21 protein-coding genes are annotated in these 19,918 nt (G+C 72.9%); 11 read left to right on the forward strand and 10 right to left on the reverse strand.

Annotation, left to right across the window (positions count from 1 at the left end; genetic code table 11):
• Nucleotides 1-46: 46 nt before the first annotated feature.
• From E1289_RS17210 to E1289_RS17225, 4 genes are all read right to left on the reverse strand, one after another.
• Nucleotides 47-1,318, reverse strand: coding sequence for a bifunctional cobalt-precorrin-7 (C(5))-methyltransferase CbiE/decarboxylating cobalt-precorrin-6B (C(15))-methyltransferase CbiT (locus E1289_RS17210; RefSeq protein WP_243712873.1), 1,272 nt, complete (start codon nucleotides 1,316-1,318; stop codon nucleotides 47-49).
• A 63-nt stretch (nucleotides 1,319-1,381) separates the two neighbouring features.
• A complete protein-coding gene (locus E1289_RS17215; protein WP_131981290.1) occupies nucleotides 1,382-1,858 on the reverse strand; it encodes a hypothetical protein in 477 nt (158 codons plus the stop codon).
• Nucleotides 1,855-2,502 (reverse strand): GNAT family N-acetyltransferase, encoded by a 648-nt coding sequence (locus E1289_RS17220; RefSeq protein ID WP_131981292.1) that lies wholly within the window; start codon nucleotides 2,500-2,502, stop codon nucleotides 1,855-1,857. Before E1289_RS17220 ends, E1289_RS17215 begins: the two co-directional genes overlap by 4 nt.
• Complete coding sequence (locus E1289_RS17225) at nucleotides 2,499-3,896, reverse strand: cobyrinate a,c-diamide synthase (protein ID WP_131981294.1); 1,398 nt, start codon at nucleotides 3,894-3,896, stop codon at nucleotides 2,499-2,501. The genes E1289_RS17220 and E1289_RS17225 overlap by 4 nt, the downstream gene beginning before the upstream one ends.
• A 24-nt stretch (nucleotides 3,897-3,920) precedes the next feature.
• Between E1289_RS17225 and E1289_RS17230 the strand changes: the two genes are divergently transcribed.
• Nucleotides 3,921-4,553: a TetR/AcrR family transcriptional regulator gene (locus E1289_RS17230; RefSeq protein WP_131981296.1), complete on the forward strand. Its 633-nt coding sequence runs from the start codon at nucleotides 3,921-3,923 to the stop codon at nucleotides 4,551-4,553.
• Between the two features lie 42 nt (nucleotides 4,554-4,595).
• Here E1289_RS17230 and E1289_RS17235 read toward each other — a convergent pair whose 3' ends face one another.
• Nucleotides 4,596-5,129: an ATP-binding protein gene (locus E1289_RS17235; RefSeq protein ID WP_131981298.1), complete on the reverse strand. Its 534-nt coding sequence runs from the start codon at nucleotides 5,127-5,129 to the stop codon at nucleotides 4,596-4,598.
• Nucleotides 5,130-5,320: 191 nt separating this feature from the next.
• Here E1289_RS17235 and E1289_RS17240 point away from each other — a divergent pair, with 191 nt between their 5' ends.
• The 5 genes from E1289_RS17240 to E1289_RS17260 all read left to right on the forward strand — a co-directional run bounded on the left by E1289_RS17240 (nucleotide 5,321) and on the right by E1289_RS17260 (nucleotide 10,415).
• Nucleotides 5,321-6,166, forward strand: coding sequence for a helix-turn-helix transcriptional regulator (locus E1289_RS17240; protein ID WP_131981300.1), 846 nt, complete (start codon nucleotides 5,321-5,323; stop codon nucleotides 6,164-6,166).
• Nucleotides 6,163-6,363 (forward strand): DUF397 domain-containing protein, encoded by a 201-nt coding sequence (locus E1289_RS17245; RefSeq protein ID WP_131981302.1) that lies wholly within the window; start codon nucleotides 6,163-6,165, stop codon nucleotides 6,361-6,363. Before E1289_RS17240 ends, E1289_RS17245 begins: the two co-directional genes overlap by 4 nt.
• A 105-nt stretch (nucleotides 6,364-6,468) precedes the next feature.
• Complete coding sequence (locus tag E1289_RS17250) at nucleotides 6,469-7,488, forward strand: LLM class F420-dependent oxidoreductase (RefSeq protein ID WP_131981304.1); 1,020 nt, start codon at nucleotides 6,469-6,471, stop codon at nucleotides 7,486-7,488.
• A gap of 132 nt (nucleotides 7,489-7,620) precedes the next feature.
• Nucleotides 7,621-9,276, forward strand: coding sequence for an acetolactate synthase large subunit (locus E1289_RS17255; RefSeq protein ID WP_131981306.1), 1,656 nt, complete (start codon nucleotides 7,621-7,623; stop codon nucleotides 9,274-9,276).
• A gap of 38 nt (nucleotides 9,277-9,314) precedes the next feature.
• Nucleotides 9,315-10,415 (forward strand): AI-2E family transporter, encoded by a 1,101-nt coding sequence (locus E1289_RS17260; RefSeq protein WP_131981308.1) that lies wholly within the window; start codon nucleotides 9,315-9,317, stop codon nucleotides 10,413-10,415.
• A gap of 13 nt (nucleotides 10,416-10,428) precedes the next feature.
• Here the strand turns inward: E1289_RS17260 and E1289_RS17265 are convergent, their stop codons facing one another.
• Nucleotides 10,429-11,223, reverse strand: coding sequence for a methyltransferase domain-containing protein (locus E1289_RS17265; protein WP_131981310.1), 795 nt, complete (start codon nucleotides 11,221-11,223; stop codon nucleotides 10,429-10,431).
• 133 nt (nucleotides 11,224-11,356) lie between these two features.
• The gene (locus E1289_RS17270) at nucleotides 11,357-11,569 is read right to left on the reverse strand and encodes a hypothetical protein (RefSeq protein ID WP_131981312.1); all 213 of its coding nucleotides are present in this window, start codon (nucleotides 11,567-11,569) and stop codon (nucleotides 11,357-11,359) included.
• Nucleotides 11,570-11,889: 320 nt separating this feature from the next.
• Here E1289_RS17270 and E1289_RS17275 point away from each other — a divergent pair, with 320 nt between their 5' ends.
• Both E1289_RS17275 and E1289_RS17280 read left to right on the forward strand, forming a co-directional pair.
• The gene (locus tag E1289_RS17275; protein ID WP_243712875.1) at nucleotides 11,890-12,375 is read left to right on the forward strand and encodes a hypothetical protein; all 486 of its coding nucleotides are present in this window, start codon (nucleotides 11,890-11,892) and stop codon (nucleotides 12,373-12,375) included.
• Between the two features lie 97 nt (nucleotides 12,376-12,472).
• The gene (locus E1289_RS17280; protein WP_131981314.1) at nucleotides 12,473-13,171 is read left to right on the forward strand and encodes a DUF4328 domain-containing protein; all 699 of its coding nucleotides are present in this window, start codon (nucleotides 12,473-12,475) and stop codon (nucleotides 13,169-13,171) included.
• Here E1289_RS17280 and E1289_RS17285 read toward each other — a convergent pair.
• The 3 genes from E1289_RS17285 to E1289_RS17295 form a co-directional block, all read right to left on the reverse strand.
• Nucleotides 13,151-16,576, reverse strand: coding sequence for a DNA polymerase III subunit alpha (locus tag E1289_RS17285; RefSeq protein ID WP_243712877.1), 3,426 nt, complete (start codon nucleotides 16,574-16,576; stop codon nucleotides 13,151-13,153). The genes E1289_RS17280 and E1289_RS17285 overlap by 21 nt on opposite strands.
• A gap of 1 nt (nucleotide 16,577) precedes the next feature.
• On the reverse strand, nucleotides 16,578-16,853 hold the full coding sequence (locus tag E1289_RS17290; protein ID WP_131981318.1) for a DUF6504 family protein: 276 nt from the start codon (nucleotides 16,851-16,853) through the stop codon (nucleotides 16,578-16,580).
• A gap of 117 nt (nucleotides 16,854-16,970) precedes the next feature.
• Nucleotides 16,971-17,243 carry a hypothetical protein gene (locus tag E1289_RS17295; protein WP_243712879.1) on the reverse strand — a complete coding sequence of 91 codons (273 nt, stop codon included), beginning with the start codon at nucleotides 17,241-17,243 and terminating at the stop codon, nucleotides 16,971-16,973.
• Between the two features lie 320 nt (nucleotides 17,244-17,563).
• On the opposite strand from E1289_RS17295, the gene E1289_RS17300 reads away from it, so the two are divergent.
• From E1289_RS17300 to E1289_RS17310, 3 genes are all read left to right on the forward strand, one after another.
• Nucleotides 17,564-18,241, forward strand: a complete 678-nt coding sequence (locus E1289_RS17300; protein ID WP_131981320.1) for a TetR family transcriptional regulator — start codon at nucleotides 17,564-17,566, stop codon at nucleotides 18,239-18,241.
• A gap of 127 nt (nucleotides 18,242-18,368) precedes the next feature.
• Entirely contained in the window at nucleotides 18,369-19,331 is a 963-nt protein-coding gene (locus E1289_RS17305; protein WP_131981322.1) for a quinone oxidoreductase, read from the forward strand.
• 73 nt (nucleotides 19,332-19,404) lie between these two features.
• A partial coding sequence (locus E1289_RS17310; RefSeq protein ID WP_131981324.1) for a serine/threonine-protein kinase occupies nucleotides 19,405-19,918 on the forward strand: 514 nt, incomplete at its 3' end.

A 19,918-nucleotide genomic window follows, 5' to 3' on the forward strand; every position in this document is an offset into this window, starting at 1 on the left:
GACACCAGGGTGGCACGGCTTTCCGGGAGTCATGGCTTTACGGTTGTTACGCCCCGATGCCGGGCTCTTCGGACTCACCGGGAAGGGCGGGGATCGTGGCGATCGGCCTGCCGGTCCGGGCCGGGCGGCGGCCGGGGACCCGGGCGTCCCGCTCGCCCCAGACGACGATCACCGGTTCCCCCGGCGGCTCGGGCGAATCCAGCGGACTCGCCTGGAGCCGGACGGCGTCGCCGGTGAAGCCGTGCTCGGCCAGCACGGCCAGGGTCCCGCGGGCCTCGTCGCCGGAGGCGATGGCCACGAGGCGGGCGGGGGCGAGCCCGGCGCAGGCGCGGACGGCCTCGATCCCGGCCCGTCCGGTGAACCCGGGGCCGACGAACACGGCGTCGGGCCTGGGCAGGTGATCAGCGGTGGGCCGCACGTCGCCGGAGGCCATGGCGACCTTGACGCCGTGCAATCGGACGCTCTCGCGGATCCGCTCGCACGTCGCGTAGTCGCGGTCGACGGCGACCACGGCGGCGCCGAAGCGTGCGCACTCGATGGCGATGGAACCGTCGCCGGACTCCACGTCCCACACCATGTCGCCGACCCTGGGGCCCAGCTTGGCGAGGACGAAGGCCCTGACGTCCGGACGCAGGCCCGGCCCCTCGCCGAAGGCGTCCCCAGGCAGCGCCCATCCCGCCGGGGCCGGGGCGGGCCCGGAGAGCCAGCCGTGCTTTCCCAGCGCGTGCCGATTGTCCAGGACGAGCACGACCTCCGGGTGGTTCCAAGGACGGGTGGTCGCCTCCGCAGGGCGGACGTAGACGACGCGCTCCCGAGGCCCGTCCAGGTTCTCGCACACCACGAACGACCGCGGTGTCACCGGGAACAGCGCGCGCGCCAGTTCCGCCGGCCCCGCACCCGGCCCGGTCAGCACAGCCACCTTGGGGTGTGCTCGGCACGCGTTCACAGCCTGCCGTAGGTGCCCGTCCCTGGCCGAGACGACCAGTGCGTCCTCCCAGGGCAGCCCCGCTTGGGCGAAAGCCCGCGCGACCAGGGGCGCGGCGGGCACGGTCTCCGGCGCGTGTCCCTGTTCGAGCAGCGTGCGGAGGGTGCCGAAGTGGCCGGGGTCGCCGTTCACGACGAGGACGACGTCCTGGTCCGACACATCGACGCCTTGCAGCGCGCCCGGCAGGTCCTCGGTGGCGACCGTGCGCGCACCGGGCGCCAGCGGCAGGCCCTCCAGGAGGCCGGATTCGCCCATCACGAGCGCTGCGTTCTCCACGGCCTCCCGTGCCGCATCGCTCAGCGGCGACCCGTCGCGGCCGACAACGGTCAGCATCGCCCACCCGGCCGCGCACCCGGCCGCTTACCCGATCGCCTATCCACCGGCAGCATCGCCCACCTACCGGGCCATTCGCCCGTACATGCCGACCATGCGCTCCCCCGCCGCGTCGACCAGCACCACCTGCGCGGCGACGGGACTGGCCGCCGAACCGGCGGCCTCGGCGGCGAGGCGCTCCAGTTCACCGGCGGTGCGGCGGCACAGTTCCCGGCCGCACGGCCCGAGCCTGCCGGCGGCCTCCCACATCCCGTAGGCGTGCCGGGCCGTCGGGGCCCCGGCCACCTCGGCGGTCAGTGCGGGTCCCCCGCCCATGGAGAGGGTGATCGACGCCAGGACCGCGGAGTCGCCCAGGAGGGCCGTCTGCTCGTCGATGCCGGCGACCAGGACGACCTGCGCGAGCCCGCCCTCGACCGCCGCGCGCAGCGCTTCCGCGCCGGCCGGGACGAAGCACGCGTCCGGGAGCTTCGGCAGCATCCGCCGGGCCGCGTCCCGCACGCCGTCCCCGTACATCACGAGCGTCCTGTCTTCAGCGGTCACCGGGGCCGTCCCTCCTCGTCCTGGGTGACGAGCCTTCCGGAGTCGCCGCCGGAGCGCCGCCACGGCACGCCGGACGCCGCCGATCCGGGGCGCGGATCGGTCGCGATCCGGCTGAAGACGATCATGTCCTGGCTGACCCCGGCGGCGTCGCGTTCGGCTCCCCGCGCGATCCCCTCGCGGGTGTATCCGGCCTTCTCGGCGACGCGGACGGAGGCGTGGTTGGTGACCATGGCCCGCAGTTCGACGCGGAAGAGCCCGCAGTCGCGCAGCGCCCAGTCGGTGACCAGTGAGAGGGCCTCGGTGGCGTAGCCGCGCCCGCGCACGTCCCGCCGCATCCCGTAGCCGACCTCGCTCGTCAGATGGTCCCAGCTCACCTTGAACAGCCCGATGGTGCCGAGCAGGCCGCCGGTGTCGCGGTCCGTCGCGGCCAGGTGGATGCCCAGGCCGAACCGCTGCACCTTGTGGACGCCCTCCCGCAGGAACCAGGCGATGGGCTCGGCCTCCAGCACGTCCGGGAAGTTGGGCGGCAGGAAGTCCTCCCCGGCGCGGATCGCCTCGATCAGCCCGGGAGCGTCGTCGAGGCCGAACGGGCGCAGCACGAGCCGCTCGCCCTCAAGGCGAACGCTCTTCTCGAAGGCGTTCACGCGCGCTCCCCTCCGCAGGCGTCGACGAACCTGCTCGCGACCCAGGGCGACCCGGCCCAGTGCAGATGAAGGTAGGACGCGACGCACTCGCCCTGCACGAACCCCACGGGGCCGGACCCTGCCCACTGCCACGCGGCGGTGTCCCCGTGAACCGGCTCGGTGACCGTTCCGTGGAACTCGTGGCCGCGGACGCGTTCGCCCGTGCGGGCGACGACCGAGTCGGCCACCGCCACCGCGGCACGATAACCCAGCGTCAGCCGCGAGGCCATGGCCGCCCGGACACCGTCCAGGACCCCGCACATCGGCGCGCCGTCCAGCTCTTGGGCGAGATAGAGGAGGCCGGCGCATTCGGCGTATACGGGCCGGGACGCCCGGCCGAACGCCGCCATCTCCTCGCGCAGGGGTTCGTTGGCCGAAAGCTCCGCCGCGTGCACCTCGGGGAACCCTCCGCCGATGACGACGCCCTTCGCCCGTTCGGGGAGCCTCTCGTCCCGCAGCGGGTCGAACCGGACGACCTCGGCACCCGCGGCGGTGAGGAGTTCCTCGTTCTCCGCGTAGCCGAACGTGAACGCCGGTCCCCCGGCGACGGCGACGCGCGGCCGCTCACCCGCCTTCCGCTGGACGACCTCCTCCTGGACCGCCACGGACGGGTTCCACGGCTCGGCCTCCAGCGGAGAGGCCGCGCGGGCCAGGGCGAGCACCGCGTCCAGGTCGCAGGAGGCGGCCACGAGGTCACCCAGGCGCCGGACGGTCTCCACCGCCTCCGCCCGCCGTTCGGCGGCCGGGACGAGCCCGAGATGGCGGGACGGGGCCGTCACCCCGCCCGCTTCGCGCAGCGCGCCCAGTACCGGCAAGCCCAGTTCCTCGACGGCCTCGCGGCACATGCGCTCGTGCCCTTCCGAGCCGAGACGGTTGAGGATCACGCCGCCGACCCTGACCGTCCCGTACGACCGGAACCCGTGGACGAGGGCCGCGACCGACCGTCCGGCCGCCGCCGAAGCGTCCACCACCAGCACGACGGGTGCGTCCAGGAGGGTCGCGACGTGCGCGGTGGACGCGTAGTCGCCGCCACCGGCCGAGTCGGACGCCCCCAGGCCCGCCGCGCCGTCGTACAGGCCCATGACGCCTTCGACGACGGCGATGTCCGCCCCGGAGGCGCCGTGCAGGAACAGCGGGACGACCATTTCCTCGGACGTCAGCCACGGATCCAGGTTGCGTCCGGGCCGCCCCGTGGCGAGCGCGTGGTAGCCGGGGTCGATGTAGTCGGGGCCTACCTTGTGCGGGGAAACGCGCAGGCCGAGGCCGGCGAACGCGGCCATCAAGCCCGTCGCCACGGTCGTCTTGCCGCTTCCGGTGGAAGGCGCGGCCACCACGAGCCGAGGGACAGTAGGCACGTCCGCACAGCATAGGCTGTCACGGTGAGCTACCAGCGCCTGGCCCCGGACGAGCGGCGTGCCCAGATTCTGGACGTCGCGCGCCGGATGTTCACCGAGCTCCCCTACGCCGAGGTGTCCACCGCCGCGATCGCCCGCGAGACCGGGGTCCAGCGGGGCCTGATCCACTACTACTTCGGGACGAAACGGGAGCTCTTCCTCAAGGTCGTCCAGGGGCTGACGGCGTCGGCCGCGCTGCAGGTGCCGCCGGTGGACGAGCGGCGCACGCTGCCCGAGGCGGTCGAGCTGTGCGTGAACCTGTTCCTCGACACGGCGGAGCGGAACGCGACGACATGGTTCGCGGCGCTGGACGCCGAGGGGTTCGGGCAGGACCCGGAGCTGCTGCGGATCGTCAACCGGTTCCGCGACGAGGCGGTCGAGCACATGCTCGCGGTCCTGCGGGTGCCGGAGCCGACCGCGACCCTGCGCGCCGTCCTGCGCACCTACTCGGGGCTGGTGGACGCGGCGACCCGGCAATGGCTCCAGGAGGAGACGCTCGACCGCGAGCAGGTGCACACGCTCCTCGCACGGACTCTCCTCACCCTGGTGAGCGAAATCGGTCCTGCCCTGGAAAAGGAACCCGCCCGGGAAGTGGAACCGGCCCTGGAAAAGAGCTAGGCCGTCGCGGCGAAAAGGGCGGCAGGGCAGCGGGCGGTACGGCTACGAGAGCACCGCGGTGGCGCCGGGAACGGCGAACCAGACGGCCTTGCCGCGGACGGGCGGCCCTAATCGCGACATCGTCCGCCGCATCCCCCACCGCTCCCCGGACAGGTCGCGGACGATGCTCAGCCCGCGCCCGCAGTCGCCGGACGTCCAGGAGTAGCCGGGCAGCGACGCGTCGGCGAGCGCGTCGAAGACGGCGCACCGCACCTCGCCCGCCCCGCCGGCCGGGGCGTCGCCGCCCGCCACGTACAGCCACAGCTCGTGGGGGCCGTGCTCGCCGGCGTGCTGGTGCGCGTTGGTCGCGAGCTCGCTCACCATGAGCTGCGCGTCGGCGATCACGTCGCCCGGCACGCCCAGCGAGGCGAGCGCGTCGCGCAGGACGGCGCGGGCATGGCTTGCGCACCCCGGCCCGCCGGGCAGGGCCCACACCCAGCCCGGCATGGTGCCCGCCGGGGCACGGGCCTCTCCGGTCGGGACGGCCACTGCGTCGGCCATGGTCTGTGGCGCGAGATCGGCTGGCGTGCGCTGCACGGGTTCCTCCCACGGTCGCGTGCCTGACGCGGCCGGCCCGCTCGTCACGCAGAGTCCACGGCCGGTCACGGAACAAAGCGTGACGTGAGAATCTCACGATCGCAAGTGTCTTCACACATTTGCTTCACCCTTTCCGCCGGGTTGGCCAATCGCGTTGTGGCGCGCGCCGAGAGTGGCAAGACTCCACTCCCATGACCTACCGCCCCACCGTTCGTGGCCGCCGTCTGGCGCGGGAGCTCCGCAAGCTCCGCGAGGAGCAGGGCCTGACCCTGCAGGAGGTGGCCGACCGGCTCGACTGGTCGCGAGCCACCGTCTCCCGCCTCGAAACGAGCCAGACCCGGCCAAAGCCAGGCGACATCGCCGACATCCTCGATCTCTACGGCGTGCCGAGCCCCGGCCGCGACGCGCTCATCACCCTCGCCCGGCAGGCCGGGCAGCGCGGCTGGTGGACCGCCTACCAGGACGTCTTCGCCGGCAGCTACGTCGCCCTGGAGGACGAGGCATCGCACATCCGCACCTGGGACCCCCAGCTCGTCCACGGGCTGCTGCAGACCGAGGACTACTCCCGCGCCGTGATCACGGCCGGCCGGCTGCTGCCCGCCCAGGAGGACATCGAGCGCCGCATCTCCGCCCGCAAGATACGCCAGTCCCTGCTCGACCGGGCGGACGCGCCGCGCCTGCAGGTGATCTTCGATGAGGCGGTCCTGCACCGGCCGATCGGCGGCGAGGAGGTGATGCGCGCGCAGCTGGACGCGCTCGCCACCGCCGCGAAAACCCGCCCAACCGTGTCAATACAGGTACTTCCATATACAGCAAAGGAGCATGCGGGCCTTGATGGACGATTCACCATATTGTCGTATCCAGACCCCGCAGACCCAGATATCGCCTACGTAGAGGGCACCATGGGTGACGTTTACCTTGAGAGCGCCGAGGCAATAGCAAAGCACAGGGATCGCTTCCAGCGGATCGAGGAGGCGGCCCTGTCCCCCGAGGATTCCGCGCACCTCATCGCCGAGGCAGCAAGGAGCAGCCCGTGACCAACCTGCAGCGCGAACTCACCGGTGCCCCCTGGCGCACGTCCTCCCACAGCGGGAGCGGCGACCAGTGCGTCGAGGTGGCACCACTGTCCAGTGACCTTCGCGCGGTGCGCGACTCCAAGGACCCCGCCGGACCGGCGCTGGTGCTGACGCCGGCCGCCTGGCGGAACCTGGTGAGCGCGATCAAGGAGAGCTAGCGGCGACCGGCCGGGGGCCGCGGCGTCCGCGCCGCGGCCCCCACCCTTCCGAGAAACTAGAACCTGTTCTAGTATCGCGGTGCATCGACAACCGGAGGGTGCAACGTGACCGCGGAACTCAAGCTCGGCATCAACGTCGGCTACTGGCAGCGCGAGGTCGACGACCAGACCGAGACGGTGCTGGCCGCCGAACGGTGCGGCTACGACTCGGTGTTCACCGCCGAGGCGTACGGCTCGGACGCCTTCACCCCGCTGACCTGGTACGCCGCCCGCACCTCCCGGATCAGGCTCGGTACCGCGGTCGTCCAGCTCTCGGCGCGGACCCCGGTGGCGACCGCGATGCACGCGCTGACGCTGGACGCGCTGTCCGGCGGGCGGCTGATCCTCGGGCTCGGCGCGTCCGGCCCGCAGGTCGTCGAGGGCTGGTACGGGCAGCCGTTCCCGAAGCCGCTGGCCCGCACCCGCGAGTACCTCGACATCGTCCGGCAGGTGTGGCGCCGCGAGGCACCGGTGACCAGCGAGGGCCCGCACTACCCGCTGCCGTACCCCGGCGGGGCGGGACTCGGCAAGCCGCTGAAGTCGATCGTCCACCCGGTCCGCCCGGAGATCCCCGTCTACCTCGGCGCCGAGGGCCCGAAGAACATCGCGCTGTCCACCGAGGTCGCGCAGGGCTGGCTGCCGCTGTTCGTCGACCCGCAGCAGATCGAGCCGGTGTTCGGCGCGTCCCTCGCGAACCGCCCGGACGGCTTCGAGATCGCCGCGACCGTCACCACGATCGTCACCGACGACCTGGCGTCCGCGCTGCAGCTCGCCAAGATCCCCCTCGCGTTCTACATCGGCGGGATGGGCGCCCGCGACCGCAACTTCCACCTCGACCTGATCGGCCGGCTCGGCTACGCCGAGCAGGCGGCGCGCGTCCAGGACCTCTTTCTCGGCGGCCGCCGCGACGAGGCGATCCAGGCCGTGCCGGACGAGCTGGCCGACTCCATCTCCCTGCTCGGCCCCATCGGGCGGATCAAGGGGCGGCTCCAGCTGTGGCGCGACAGCCCCGTCACCACCCTGCTGATCGCGGGCGTGCGGGACGAGCCCACCCTGCGAGCGATCAAGGAGCTCGCCGACTCCTGAGGCACGGGCTCCTGACGCACGGGCGGTTCCGGACGAGACCGATCCCACATCATCGCGCGGAATGGAGGTAGGACACCGGGTGCTACACCGAACAGCATCCGGCGATACGCAGTCTGGAGATGAGGACACCCGATGTCCGCGCAGCAGGACGCCGCCCGCCTTCTCGTCAGGACCCTGGAGGCGGAGGGCGTCGAGTACGTCTTCGGCATTCCCGGTGAAGAGAACATCCACTTCGTCCACGCGCTGAACGACTCCCCGATCCGCTACGTCCTCGTCCGGCACGAGCAGGCCGCCGCGTTCATGGCGGAGATCTACGGCCGCCTGACCGGCAGGGCGGGTGTGGCCTCGGCGACGCTCGGCCCCGGCGCGATCAACCTGCAGCTCGGCGTGGCGGACGCCACCACCAACAGCACGCCCGTCGTGGCGATCTCCGCGCAGGTCGGCCTCGACCGCATCTACAAGGAGTCGCACCAGATCGTCGACCTGGTCTCGCTCTTCCGCCCGATCACCAAGTGGTCCGAGCTGGCCCCGACCGCCGAGGCCCTGCCGGAGATGGTGCGCAAGGCGTTCAAGACCGCGCAGACCGAGCGTCCCGGTGCCGTCTACCTGGCGATCCCCGAGGACGTCGAGACCGCGAAGGTCTCCGCCGGCCTGAAGCCGCTGCCGGTCAACGTCGTCCGGCCGCAGGAGCCCTCGCCGGCGCAGATCGCCCGCGCCGCCGACGTCCTCGCCACCGCCCGGCGCCCGATCGTCCTCGCCGGCCACGGCGCGACCCGCGCCGGCGCGAGCGGCGCGCTGCGGTACTTCTCCGAGCGGCTCGGCCTGCCGGTCGCGACGACGTTCAACGGCAAGGGCGTCTTCCCGGACGACCACCGCAACGCCCTCGGCGCGGTCGGGTTCATGCGCCATGACTACGTCAACTTCGGGTTCGGCGAGGCGGACGTCCTCGTCTCGGTGGGCTACGAGCCCCAGGAGTTCGACCCCGTCAAGATCAACCCGAGCGGCGACAAGAAGATCATCCACATCCACCAGTTCCCCGCCGAGGTCGACGAGAGCTACCCGGTCGAGGTCGGTATCCAGGGCGACATCTCGCGCAGCCTGCACACGCTGGCCGACAGCGTCCACCGCCGCTTCGACGTCAACGGCACCGGCGAGAAGATCCGCCGGATGCTCCGCGAGGAGCTGGCCCAGGGCGCCACCGACGACGGCCATCCGCTCTCGCCCCGCCGCATCGTCGCCGACATCCGCGCCGCCATGGGCCGCGAGGACATCGTCCTCGCCGACACCGGCGCGGTGAAGATGTGGATGGCGCGCATGTACCCGACCTACGAGCCGAACACCCTGCTGGTCTCCAACGGCCTGTCGTCCATGGGCTTCTCCGTGCCGGGCGCGATCGCCGCCAAGCTCGCCCACCCGGACCGCAGGGTCCTCGCCGCGACCGGCGACGGCGCGTTCCTGATGAACTCCCAGGAGCTGGAGACCGCGGTCCGCGAGAACATCCCGATCACCGTTCTGATCTGGGACGACTCCGCCTACGGGCTGATCGAGTGGAAGATGGACCTCGACCTCGGGGAGAGCTCCAACATCAGGTTCGGCAACCCGGACTTCGTCCGGTACGCGGAGAGCTTCGGCGCCCGCGGGTACCGCGTGGAGTCCGCGGACGAGCTCCTCCCGACCCTCCGCAAGGCCCTGGCCGACGACAAGGTCTCGGTCATCGCCGTCCCGGTCGACTACTCCCACAACCTGGAGCTGACCGACAAGCTGGGCGAGCTGACCGACCCCTTCTGAGCACGATTGCCGGACGGGGGTCGGGGTAGTGCGGCGGGGTGACCTCCCGGAAAGGTTTCGACGCCGTCCCGCCCGCACTGCGCAACACCGCGGCCGTGGCCGCGTGCATCCTGGTCATCGTCGCGGCCGTCGGCGTGCTCATCTACCTCGCCCTGAAGATCGCGTCCCTGGTGATGGCGGTGATCTCGGCGCTGCTGCTCACCGCGCTGGTGGCGCCGGTCGCCCGGCGGGTGCGGCGGCTGCGGGCGCCCGCCTGGGTCGCCGCGCTCACCGGGCTGCTCACGGTGCTCGTCGCCGTCGGCGGTTCGATCGCGCTGGTCACCAACCAGGTCGCCGCCCAGTGGGAGCAGATGCGCCGCAGCCTCACCCAGGGGGTCCAGCGGGCCCAGGCCCGGATCGTGAGCGAGCTGCCGATCAACGAGCGGCAGCTCGACGAGGTGATCGACGGCCTGCTCAACGCCCTGCGGCGGGGGTCGCCCGACCCGGTGGCCAGCGCGAGCATGGCGACGCGCGTGGGCGCCGCGGTCCTGATCGCCCTGTTCCTGCTGTTCTTCATGCTCAAGGACGGGCGGAGCATGTGGGAATGGGTCCTGCGGCTCGTGCCCGAGCAGCGCCGCGAGAAGGTCGATGTCGCGGGCTTGGCGGGATGGCGGGCGCTCGGGCAGTACGTGCGCGGGATCGTCCTGGTCGCGCTCGTGGACGCCGTCGGCATCGGGCTGGCGCTCGTGCTGATCGGGGTTCCGTTCGCGCTGCCGCTGGCGCTGCTGACGTTCGTCGCCGCGTTCGTCCCGATCATCGGGGCGGTCCTCGCGGGATCCGCGGCCGTCCTCATCGCGTTCGTCGGCGGCGGGCTGACGGACGCGCTGCTCGTGCTGGCCGCCGTCCTCGCCGTCCAGCAGGCCGAGAGCAACCTGCTGCAGCCCCTGATCATGGGCCGGACGCTGCACCTGCACCCGGTGGTGGTCGTCGTCGCCGTCGCCGCCGGAACGCTGGCCGCGGGCATCGCGGGAGCCGTCGTCGCGGTTCCGCTGGTCGCGGTCGTCTACCGCATCGCACGCGTGCTCGCCGAGGACGACACCGCCCCGGAGACCGGGCCAGGCTCCACCCGCAATCCCGCGCCGGACACGGCCGGCCCCTAGCCGCGCCGCCGGCTCAGGCGCGGCAGATGATCTCGCCGTGGGTCACCGAGAACCAGCCGTCGGCGGAGGCCGCCCATGCCTTCCAGCCGTCGTGGACCCGCTGGAGTTCGTCGCGGGTGGCGTGGCCGCCCGCCACGGCGTGCTCGGCCACCGACGACCTGATCATGCGGCCGCCCCAGGACTCGCTCCACCATTCGCGGTCGGCGGGCGTGGCGTAGCACCAGGTCGAGGAGGAGGCGGTGACGTCGGCGAATCCCGCGGCGCGGGCCCAGGAGACCAGGCGGCGGCCGGCGTCGGGTTCGCCGCCGTTGCCGCGGGCGACCGCGTAGTAGATCGGCAGCCAGGCGTCCATGCCGGGCGGCTCCGGATACCAGACCATGGCGCCGAAGTCGGCGTCGCGGGCGGCGACGAGGCCGCCGGGGCGGGTGACCCGGCGCATCTCGCGGAGGGCGCCGACCGGGTCCGCGACGTGCTGCAGGACCTGGTGGGCGTGGACGATGTCGAACGTTCCGTCGGCGTAGTCCAGGGCGTGGACGTCGGCGACGGCGAACTCGACGTTGGCCGCCCCGGCGGTGTTCGCGCGGGCCTCGTCCAGGACGGTCTCCGCGGAGTCGGCGGCGACGACCCTGCCCGGGGCCACGCGTTCGGCGAGACCGGCGGTGATCGTGCCTGGACCGCAGCCCACGTCCAGGACCGAGAGCCCCGGGCGCAGGTGCCCGGTCAGGTAGGCGGCGGAGTTGTCGACCGTGCGCCACCGGTGGGCGCTCAGCACGCTCGCGTGGTGGCCATGTGTATAGGCCGGGGCCATCGGAATCACCTCTCTCCTGTGTCCGTACCCTAGGACCATTTCTCAGATTCTGGGAAATCTGTATCAATATATGAGACGACCGGGCAAGAGAAAAGGGACCGAGGGCTGCTCGGTCCCCTTCCTTCGTCGTCGGTCAGGCCGCCACGGCGACGCGGGCGGGCTCGGGCCGGGTGGACGGGGTCGGCCGCATGGGCAGTGCCTCGACCGGGGCCAGCGCGGGCGAGGTCTCGGCGTAGGCGTTCAGCGTCGCGTGGGAGAGGTCGGTGAGCCACGGTTCCACGACGGTCCGCTCGGCGGGCCCGTCGAGCCGCGGGTGGGAAAGATGGAACGTGTCGGTCGCTGCCACTGCCAACACCCCTTCAAAGCCCGGTGGTTCCGCGCCGGTGCGATACCACCGAAGGTCACATACCCCTAGGTACGTCATTACAAGCCACTCGGTTCGACTCCTGTTCCCGGGTGTCGCCCGAATCACAAGGTCAACGGTACGGAGCACCTCTGACATTCTCGAACCTTTATTCGACCGCTCGGAGGTGCCGACCGGCGTCCGCGAGCACGCCGCCCACGCGGCGGCCGTGCCGAGGGCCGGACGCGGCCGTCCCGCTCGCCCCGCCCCGAGGGCCCTGGGAGGTCGTCGCCGTCCTCCCCGCCGGGGATGCGAAGCCGTAAATGCTGCCAGAATTCACCACATGGGAGCGGGCCGGGCATCCGGCCCGCACTCCGGCGGCGGACGGGGTAGACCGCGCAGGGAAGGCCGGCCCGGGGACGGCCACGCGGGGGAAGGACGAGGCACTGGCACCGGAAGCGCTGAACGGCCTGCCCGTGACGGTGTCGGCCCTGTGGCTGCTGTGCGCCGCCGGATGGGCCGCCGTCCTCGTGGGCCTGCGCCGGAACGTGCACGGACCGGCCCGCGGCCCGGTGCTCTTCGCGCACACCGCGGCGCCCGCGGCCGTCGTCCTGCTGTTCTCGCTGATCGGCTTCGGGTCCCTGTACGCGACGATCGCGCTGGCCGCCGAGTGGTGGGCGCTGCTGCTCGTGACCGGTTTCCGTCCCGAGAGACTTCTGTCCACCGGGGGCCTCGGCCGCCTCGCCGCCTGGGCCACCGTCGCCGGCGCCGCGACGCTCGCCACCACGCGGTTCGTCTTCCATATCTGAAGAAACCGCCGGTGAACGCGAACCCATGTTGGGCCGTGCAAGTCAAAGGTACGTAGTATCCGGTACAGCGAACCGCAAAACCCGGCGGAGGTGAACCATGCCGTGTGCGCTGTGCGGCGACATCATCCCGACCGAGGTCGTCCGGTGCCCCGCGTGCGGCGCGTGGGCACGGCGCCGCGACTTCCGTGCCGTCGGCGTCGCCGTCTTCATGCTCCTCGGCTTCAACGCGTTCGTCGCCCTCGGCTCCGGCCTCAGCCTGCTCCGGTTCTCCGAACCGCTCCGCACCGCCACGCGCGGCACCTATGAGGCGGCGGCCACCGAGAAGGCCCTCGCCCCCTACACCGAACTGTTCACGATCAGCGCCATCATGGCCGGCGTCACCGGCATCCTGTACCTCACCTGGCTGTGGCGCGCCTACGGGCAGTCGCCCGGCCCGCACCAGTACCACCGGGCCTGGGTGCTGCTCGGCTGGTTCACCCCGGTCGTCAACCTGTGGCTTCCCGCCCGGACGGTCTACGAGGTGTGGGTGAACAGCGGCCGGTACCGGACGGCCCAGCGCCAGGCCGTCGGCGCGGTCGTCACCGCCTGGTGGGTCTGCCTTCTCCTCGGCGTGCTGCTCGCGTACGCCTTCGCGCACGGCAGCGTGGACACCCTCGCCGACGCCCGCTTCGACGTCCACGTCGGTGTCGCGGCCGCGGCCTGCCAGTCCCTCGCCGCCTCCCTCTGCATGGCGGCCGTCTTCCAGATCACCAGGCTCCAGACCGCCCCGGGGGAGCTAGCGCGGGGCAGGGCCTGAGCTGCCCTGGCTGGTGTGCCAGAGGGCTCCTCTCGGGGGACGCCCGGCGACCGGCCCGGCGTGGCCGATGTCCGAGTAGGGCGACATCGCGAAGCCCGTCGGCTGCACGATGCGGTGGCCGACCGGACGGCCCGGCGGCGCCGGGGCCGCCAGCGCGGCGCGGACGGCCTCCCGCCCTCCCCGGCGCCACTCCTCGTACAGAACGTTCAGGTCCCAGCAGGCGTGTGCGGTGATCGAGACGGCCCGCGCCCCGGCGCGGCGGAGGCGGCCCCGGACGACGAGCAGCCACGAGCCGAAGACGGTGGCGGCGCACCTGTCCTGCACCGACTCGAAGAACGCGAGGTCGACGGGGCCGGTCGCGTCGTCCAGCGTGGCGAAGATGACGCGCTGCCCCGACCGGACCGCCGGGGTCTGCGTGGCGACCTTGACGCCGGCGACCAGGACCTCGGATCCGTCGGGGCGTCCCGGCAGGTCACCGGCGCGGACCGCGCCCAGGTCGGCGAGCAGCCCGTCGTAGAAGGTCATGACGTGCCGGCTGACGTCCATGCCGAGGATGTCGAGTTCCGCCTCGACGACCTCGGCGGGCGTCATCGGCGGTAGTTCGCCCGCCGGGACGTCGGCGGCGAGTTCGAGTTCGAGGGGGCTCTCCCCGTCCCCGCCGCCGATGGGGAGCTGGCCTTCGACGACGGGTGCGCGGCCGGTGGCGCGGTCCAGGGCGCCCACGCGGCAGAGCAGGTCGCGGCGGGCCACCTCCTCCGGCGCGTAGACGCCGTCGAACGCGCCGGCCAGGGCGAGGCGCTCGGCGGTCGGGCGGGAGACCTTGGCGCGGCGCCAGAAGTCGGTCAGCGACGTGTAGGGGCGCCCGGCGACGATCGCGGCCACCTCCGCGTCCCTGATGCCCCGGACCTCGCTCAGCGCGACGCGGATCCCGGCCCGGCCGCTCCCCGCGACGGGCTCGACGTGCCAGCCGGCCCCGGACCGGTTGACGTCCAGCGGCAGGATCGGGACCCCGAAATGCCGCGCGTCGTCCAGGATGACTCGCTTGGGATACATGCCGGGGTCGTGGGTCAGGACACCGGCGTAGAACGCGGCCGTGTGGTGCCGTTTCAGCCAGGCGGACTGGTAGGTCGGCAGCGCGAACGACGCGGCGTGGGCCTTGCAGAACCCGAACGCGCCGAACGCGGTCAGCGTCCGCCAGACCCGTTCGACGACCGGCTCGTCGTAGCCCTCGGCCAGGGCCCGTTCGCGGAACCAGGCGCCGACCACCGCCTGGCCCCGTTCGTCGTTCAGGCTCCGCCGCGCCGCCTCCGCCGTCGAGAGGCCGCAGCCGGTCATCACGTCGATGACGCGCAGCACCTGCTCGTGGAAGACGACCACGCCGAGGCTCTCCCGCAGCACCGGCTCCAGGTCGGGGTGCGGGTACTCGGGCTCCCTGGTCCCGGCGCGCGACTCCAGGAACGGCGTCACCATGTCGGAGTTGACCGGGCCGGGCCGGAACAGCGAGATGTCGATGACCAGGTCGTCCAGGTCGCGCGGCTGGAGCCTGCCGATCAGGTCCCGCTGGCCGGGCGACTCGATCTGGAAGCAGCCGAGCGTGCGGGACGTGCGGATCAGCCGGTAGGTCGCGGGATCGTCGCGCGGGACGTCCTCCAGCACGATCCGCTCCCCGGTCGTACGTGCTACTTCCGCCACCGCGTGCGCCATCGCCGACTGCATCCGCACGCCGATGACGTCGAGCTTGAGCAGGCCCATCGCCTCGACGTCGTCCTTGTCGAACTGGCTCATGGGGAACCCGACGGCGGCCCGCTCGACCGGTGTCCGGTCGAGCAGCGACGGGTTCGACAGCAGGACGCCGCACGGGTGCATGGCGATGTGGCGGGGCAGGCCGTCCAGGCGCTCGGCGATCCGGAACAGGACCTCCAGGCGCCCCGCCGCCAGGTTGCTCTGCCGCAGCTCGGGCAGGTCGTGCAGCGCCGTCCGGATCTGGCTCGCCCGGATCTGCGGGAACGCCTTCGCGATCGCGTCGATCTCCAGGGGCGGCAGGCCGACGGCGTTGCCGACGTCGCGGATGGCGCTGCGCGCCCGGTAGGTCTCCATCATCGACACGCAGGCCGTGCTCTCCCCGCCGAACCGGTCGAACAGCGCCTCGTACGCCTCCAGGCGGCGGGCCGACTCCACGTCGAGGTCGATGTCGGGCAGCCCCTCGCGGCTGTCGGCGAGGAACCGCTCCATGAGCAGGTCGTGCCGCAGCGGGTCGAGGTCGCCGATGCCGAGCAGGTGATTGACGAGGCTCCCGGCGCCCGAGCCGCGGATGGCGCACCGGATGCCGCGCGACCTGATCAGCGCGGCGGCGTCGGCGACCGTGATGAAGTAGGGGGCCAGCCCCTTGCGGGCGATCACGCCGAGCTCGTCCTCCAGCCGGGCGGCGGCCCGCCACGACGTGCCGAGCCCGCGGCGGGTCAGCCCGGCCGCGCAGCGCGCGACGAGCCGCGCGTACGCGTCGCCCGCGACGGCCGGCAGGTGGACGTCGTTCATGCCGAGGTCGCCGCCCGGGTCGAGGACGCAGCGTTCCGACAGCCGCCGGGTGGCGGCGAGCAGCGCGTCCGCCTCGTCCGGGCCGCAGCTCAGTTCCGCGGTCCGGCGCATCTCGGGGACCGACTTCAGGTAGGCGTGACCGGTCCGGTCGTCCAGGTTCCGCCGGTCCAGGGGGGCGAGGCGGCGCGCCGCGTCCAGCACCTGCGCGACCGGGTGGTCGGCCGGCTCCAGGTACCGGACGGCGTTGCCCAGCACGGCGGGTACCCCGGTCTCGCGGGCGAGCGCGAGCATCCGGGCGGCGCGGGGCCCGTCCCCCCGGTCGTGGTGGTCGACGATCTCGAGCACGGTCTCGGCGGTCGCGCGCCACGCGGCCAGCAGCCGCGCCGCCACGTCGGGCCGCCGCGCGGCGACGGCCCTGCCCACGTCTGACCAGGGCCCGAGCAGGACGACGAGGCCCTCGGCGTGCGCGCCCACCATCTCCCGCGTCACGACGGGCTTCCCGCGTTCGCCCGCCGCGTGCGCCGCCGTCACCAGCCGGCAGAGCGACCGCCAGCCCGCCCGGCCCTCGGCGAGCACGACGATCCGCTCCGCAGCCGCGGGCGCGGTGCGCGGGGCCGCGGGCGCGGTGCGCGGGGCCGCCGGCCCGGCCGCGCGGTCCGCGGGCCGGGGCGCGACCCTGAGGTCGGCGCCGACGACGGCACCGATCCCGGCGTCGCCGCATGCCCGGACGTGCCGGACCGCGCCGTACAGGCCGTCGCGGTCGGTCAGCGCGAGGGTCTCCATGCCGAGGTCGGCCGCGCGTCGCACCAGGGCGGCGGGCGGCGCCACCCCGTACCGCAGCGAATAGCCCGAAGCGACATGAATGTGCACGTCAGTCCCATACCCGGGATAGCAGCCAGCTGTCGGCGGCCACGTCATAACGCAGCTCGTAGACGCCGATCTCCCTGTCCGGGGTCGCCTCGACCCGCCAGAACTCCCGCTCGCCGGTGGCCTCGCCGGCGGGGTGCTGCTCCCGCCACCAGTCGCGGGTCGTGACCCAGTGCTCCAGCACCCGCCGGACGGTGTAGAGCCGGCCACGCCAGACGAACCGGACGGGACGTCCGTCGCTCACCCAGACGTCCACCGGGTCGCCGAAAACGCGAGTCATCTGCCTCCCCCTCGTGCGCACCGCACGGGGGAAGTGCATGCGGGTGTTCGAACGAATGTTCGGACCCGAGTCTAGAGACATCGCCTGCCGGAGGGCAAGGCGGAAACCTGCCGGGCGCTATCCAAGCAGACGGGTCAGACGTTCTGCGACGTCGGCGGCCTCGGCCACGCCGGCCATGCCGCCACCTGGCCAAAGGTAGTACCACGCGTCCCCGAAGAGGGTGGCGACGACCATGACCTGCCGCCGCGTGCGCGGGCCGGCCACACTCAGCAGGGACTCCTCGGGACCGGCGAGGCGCCAGGAAAGGCCCCGCGCCTCCACCTCCCTCGCGAGGACCGCGAGGTGACGCCGGCGCACCTCGGCGATCTCCCGCCCACCGACTACAGACACAACAGCCGCCTCAGCATGGTCCGGACCGCCGGAGACCACCATGGGCGATCATCCGGCGACGATTGGTGACCGGTACTCAGCATGACCCGATACCGGGGGCCGCGCAGGGAAAATCCCGAGAGTGGGACGCCTGTTTCGCGATACCGCGGGGATGGTCCTGGAACGGGCCGGCGACGCGCCGGGCCCGCCTGCGCCAATCGCGTGCGGAGCCTTCCGGACCGTGGAACCCGGCGCCCATCCGGAGGGTCCGTCCGTGATAAAAGCCACCTGTGAGCCGGGTGCCCCAGCGCCCGCGCCAAGCGGACCGAAGGAGCGAGCCGATGAGCGCCGTCCCCGCCGGCGACCCGTCAGGCCCCACCCACGACCGTCCCTCCGCGCCGCGCGCCCTGGCCGGACTGCGCGAACGCAAGAAGCAGCGGACCAGGACGGCCCTCGTCGACGCGGCGCTGGAACTGTTCCTCTCGCAGGGGTACGAGGCGACCACGATCGACGAGATCGTCGCGGCGGTGGAGGTGTCGCAGCGGACGTTCTTCCGCTACTTCGCCACCAAGGAGGACGTCGTCACCAGCTTCCTCGCCGACCACGACGAGATCCTGAAGGAGGCGCTGGCCGCGCGCCCGCCCGGGGAGCGCCCGTTCACCGCGCTGCTGGAGTCGCTGCGCGTGATGCTGCGGACGATCTCCGAGGGCGACCCGGCGGACGGCGTCCGGTTCCGCCGCGTCCGCAAGGTGATCGAGGCGACGCCGTCGCTGATGGCGGCGCAGATCGCGCGGCACTCGGCGTCCTCGGAGGCGCTGGCCACCGAGATCGCGCGGCGCGAGGACGTCGACCTGGAGCACGACCTGCGGCCGCGGATCGTCGTCGCGTTCTTCCTGGGCGCGGTCAAGGTCGCGTTCGAGGACTGCGCGCGCCGCGACATCTGGGACGCCGGGACGGTCGCGGCCCGCGTGGACGAGGCCGTCGCGGTGGTCGCCCGCACGATGCGCGACTGGGTCTGACCGGCGGGCGAACCGGCGGGGCGCACCGGCGGGGCGGACCGCCCGTGGGGGAACGTCCGGTAGTGGAATAGGCCGCGCGGGCACCGGGTTTCCCGGGGCAGCGGCATCCGACCGGCAGGAGAACCACATGCGCGCGATCGTCATCACCGAGAACGGCGGCCCCGAGGTCCTGGTCGCCGGGGAGCGTCCCGTCCCGGACCCGGGGCCCGGGGAGGTGCTGATCGACGTTGCGGCCGCGGGCGTCAACTTCATCGACGTGTACTTCCGGACCGGCGCGTACCCGCAGGAGCTGCCGTTCACGCCCGGCGTCGAGGCGGCGGGGACGGTCGCGGCGACCGGCGACGGCGTCACGGAGTTCTCCGTCGGTGACCGCGTGGCGTGGGTCAATGTCCAGGGCGCTTACGCGGAGCAGGTGGCCATCCCTGCGGGACGGGTCGTCCCCGTCCCCGACGGGGTCACGCTGGAGGACGCGGCGGCGTCGCTGCTCCAGGGCATGACCGCGCATTACCTGACGCGCTCGACGTACCCGATCCGGGAGGGCGACACCGTCCTCGTGCACGCGGCGGCAGGCGGGATGGGCCTGCTGCTCACCCAGGCGGCCAAGGCCCTCGGCGCAAGGGTCATCGGGACGGCCTCCACCCCGGAGAAGGAGAAGCTCGCCAGGGACGCGGGCGCGGACGTCACGATGGGCTACGACGGCTTCCCCGACAAGGTGCGCGAGCTGACCGGCGGTGAGGGCGTGGCCGCCGTGTACGACGGTGTCGGGGCGCCCACGTTCGACGGAAGTCTGGCGAGCCTGCGCCGCCGCGGCGTCCTGGCGCTGTACGGGGCGGCCGGCGGGAAGGTGCCCCCGTTCGACCCGCAGCGCCTCAACGCGGCCGGTTCGGTGTACCTCACGCGCCCGACGCTCGCCCACTTCACCGAGGCCCGCGAGGAACTGCTGGAGCGCGCCGCCGACGTCTACGGGTGGGTCGCATCGGGCGCCGTGCACATCCATGTCGGGCATCGGTACGACCTCGCCGAGGCCGCCACCGCGCACGCGGATCTGCAGTCGAGGCGCACCACGGGCAAGCTCCTGCTCCTCCCCTGACGGGCACGCCCGCGTCCCGCGGCTCCCTTAGGGTGGGCACGAGGAGCCGATCAGCCGAGGAGCGCCGCCCCCCATGACGACGACCGCCGCCGTACCGCTGGAGCAGGACGAACCCCGTGTCCTCGGGCCGTACCGCCTGCTCGGACGCCTGGGCCGCGGCGGCATGGGCACCGTCTACCTCGGTGCCGAGCCGGACGGGCGCCGCGTCGCGGTGAAGGTCGTCAACCGCGAGCTCGCGGGGGAGCCGGCGTTCCTCGCCCGGTTCCGCCGCGAGGTCACCGCCGCGCGGCGCGTCCACCGGTTCTGCACCGCGCCCGTCCTGGACGCCGAGCTCGACCAGGACCCGCCCTACATCGTCACCGAGTACATCGACGGGCCGAGCCTGGAGAAGGCCGTCCAGGGCAAGGGGCCGCTGCCCGCCTCCGACCTGGAGGGCCTCGCGGTCGGGGTCGCCACCGCACTCGCCGCCATCCACGGCGCCGGGATCGTGCACCGCGACCTCAAGCCCGCCAACGTCCTGCTGTCGTCCACCGGCCCCCGCGTCATCGACTTCGGCATCGCCCGCGCCCTCGACGCCACCGACGGCC

It is taken from the genome of Actinomadura sp. 6K520 (assembly GCF_004349245.1).
Lineage (GTDB): Bacteria > Actinomycetota > Actinomycetes > Streptosporangiales > Streptosporangiaceae > Spirillospora.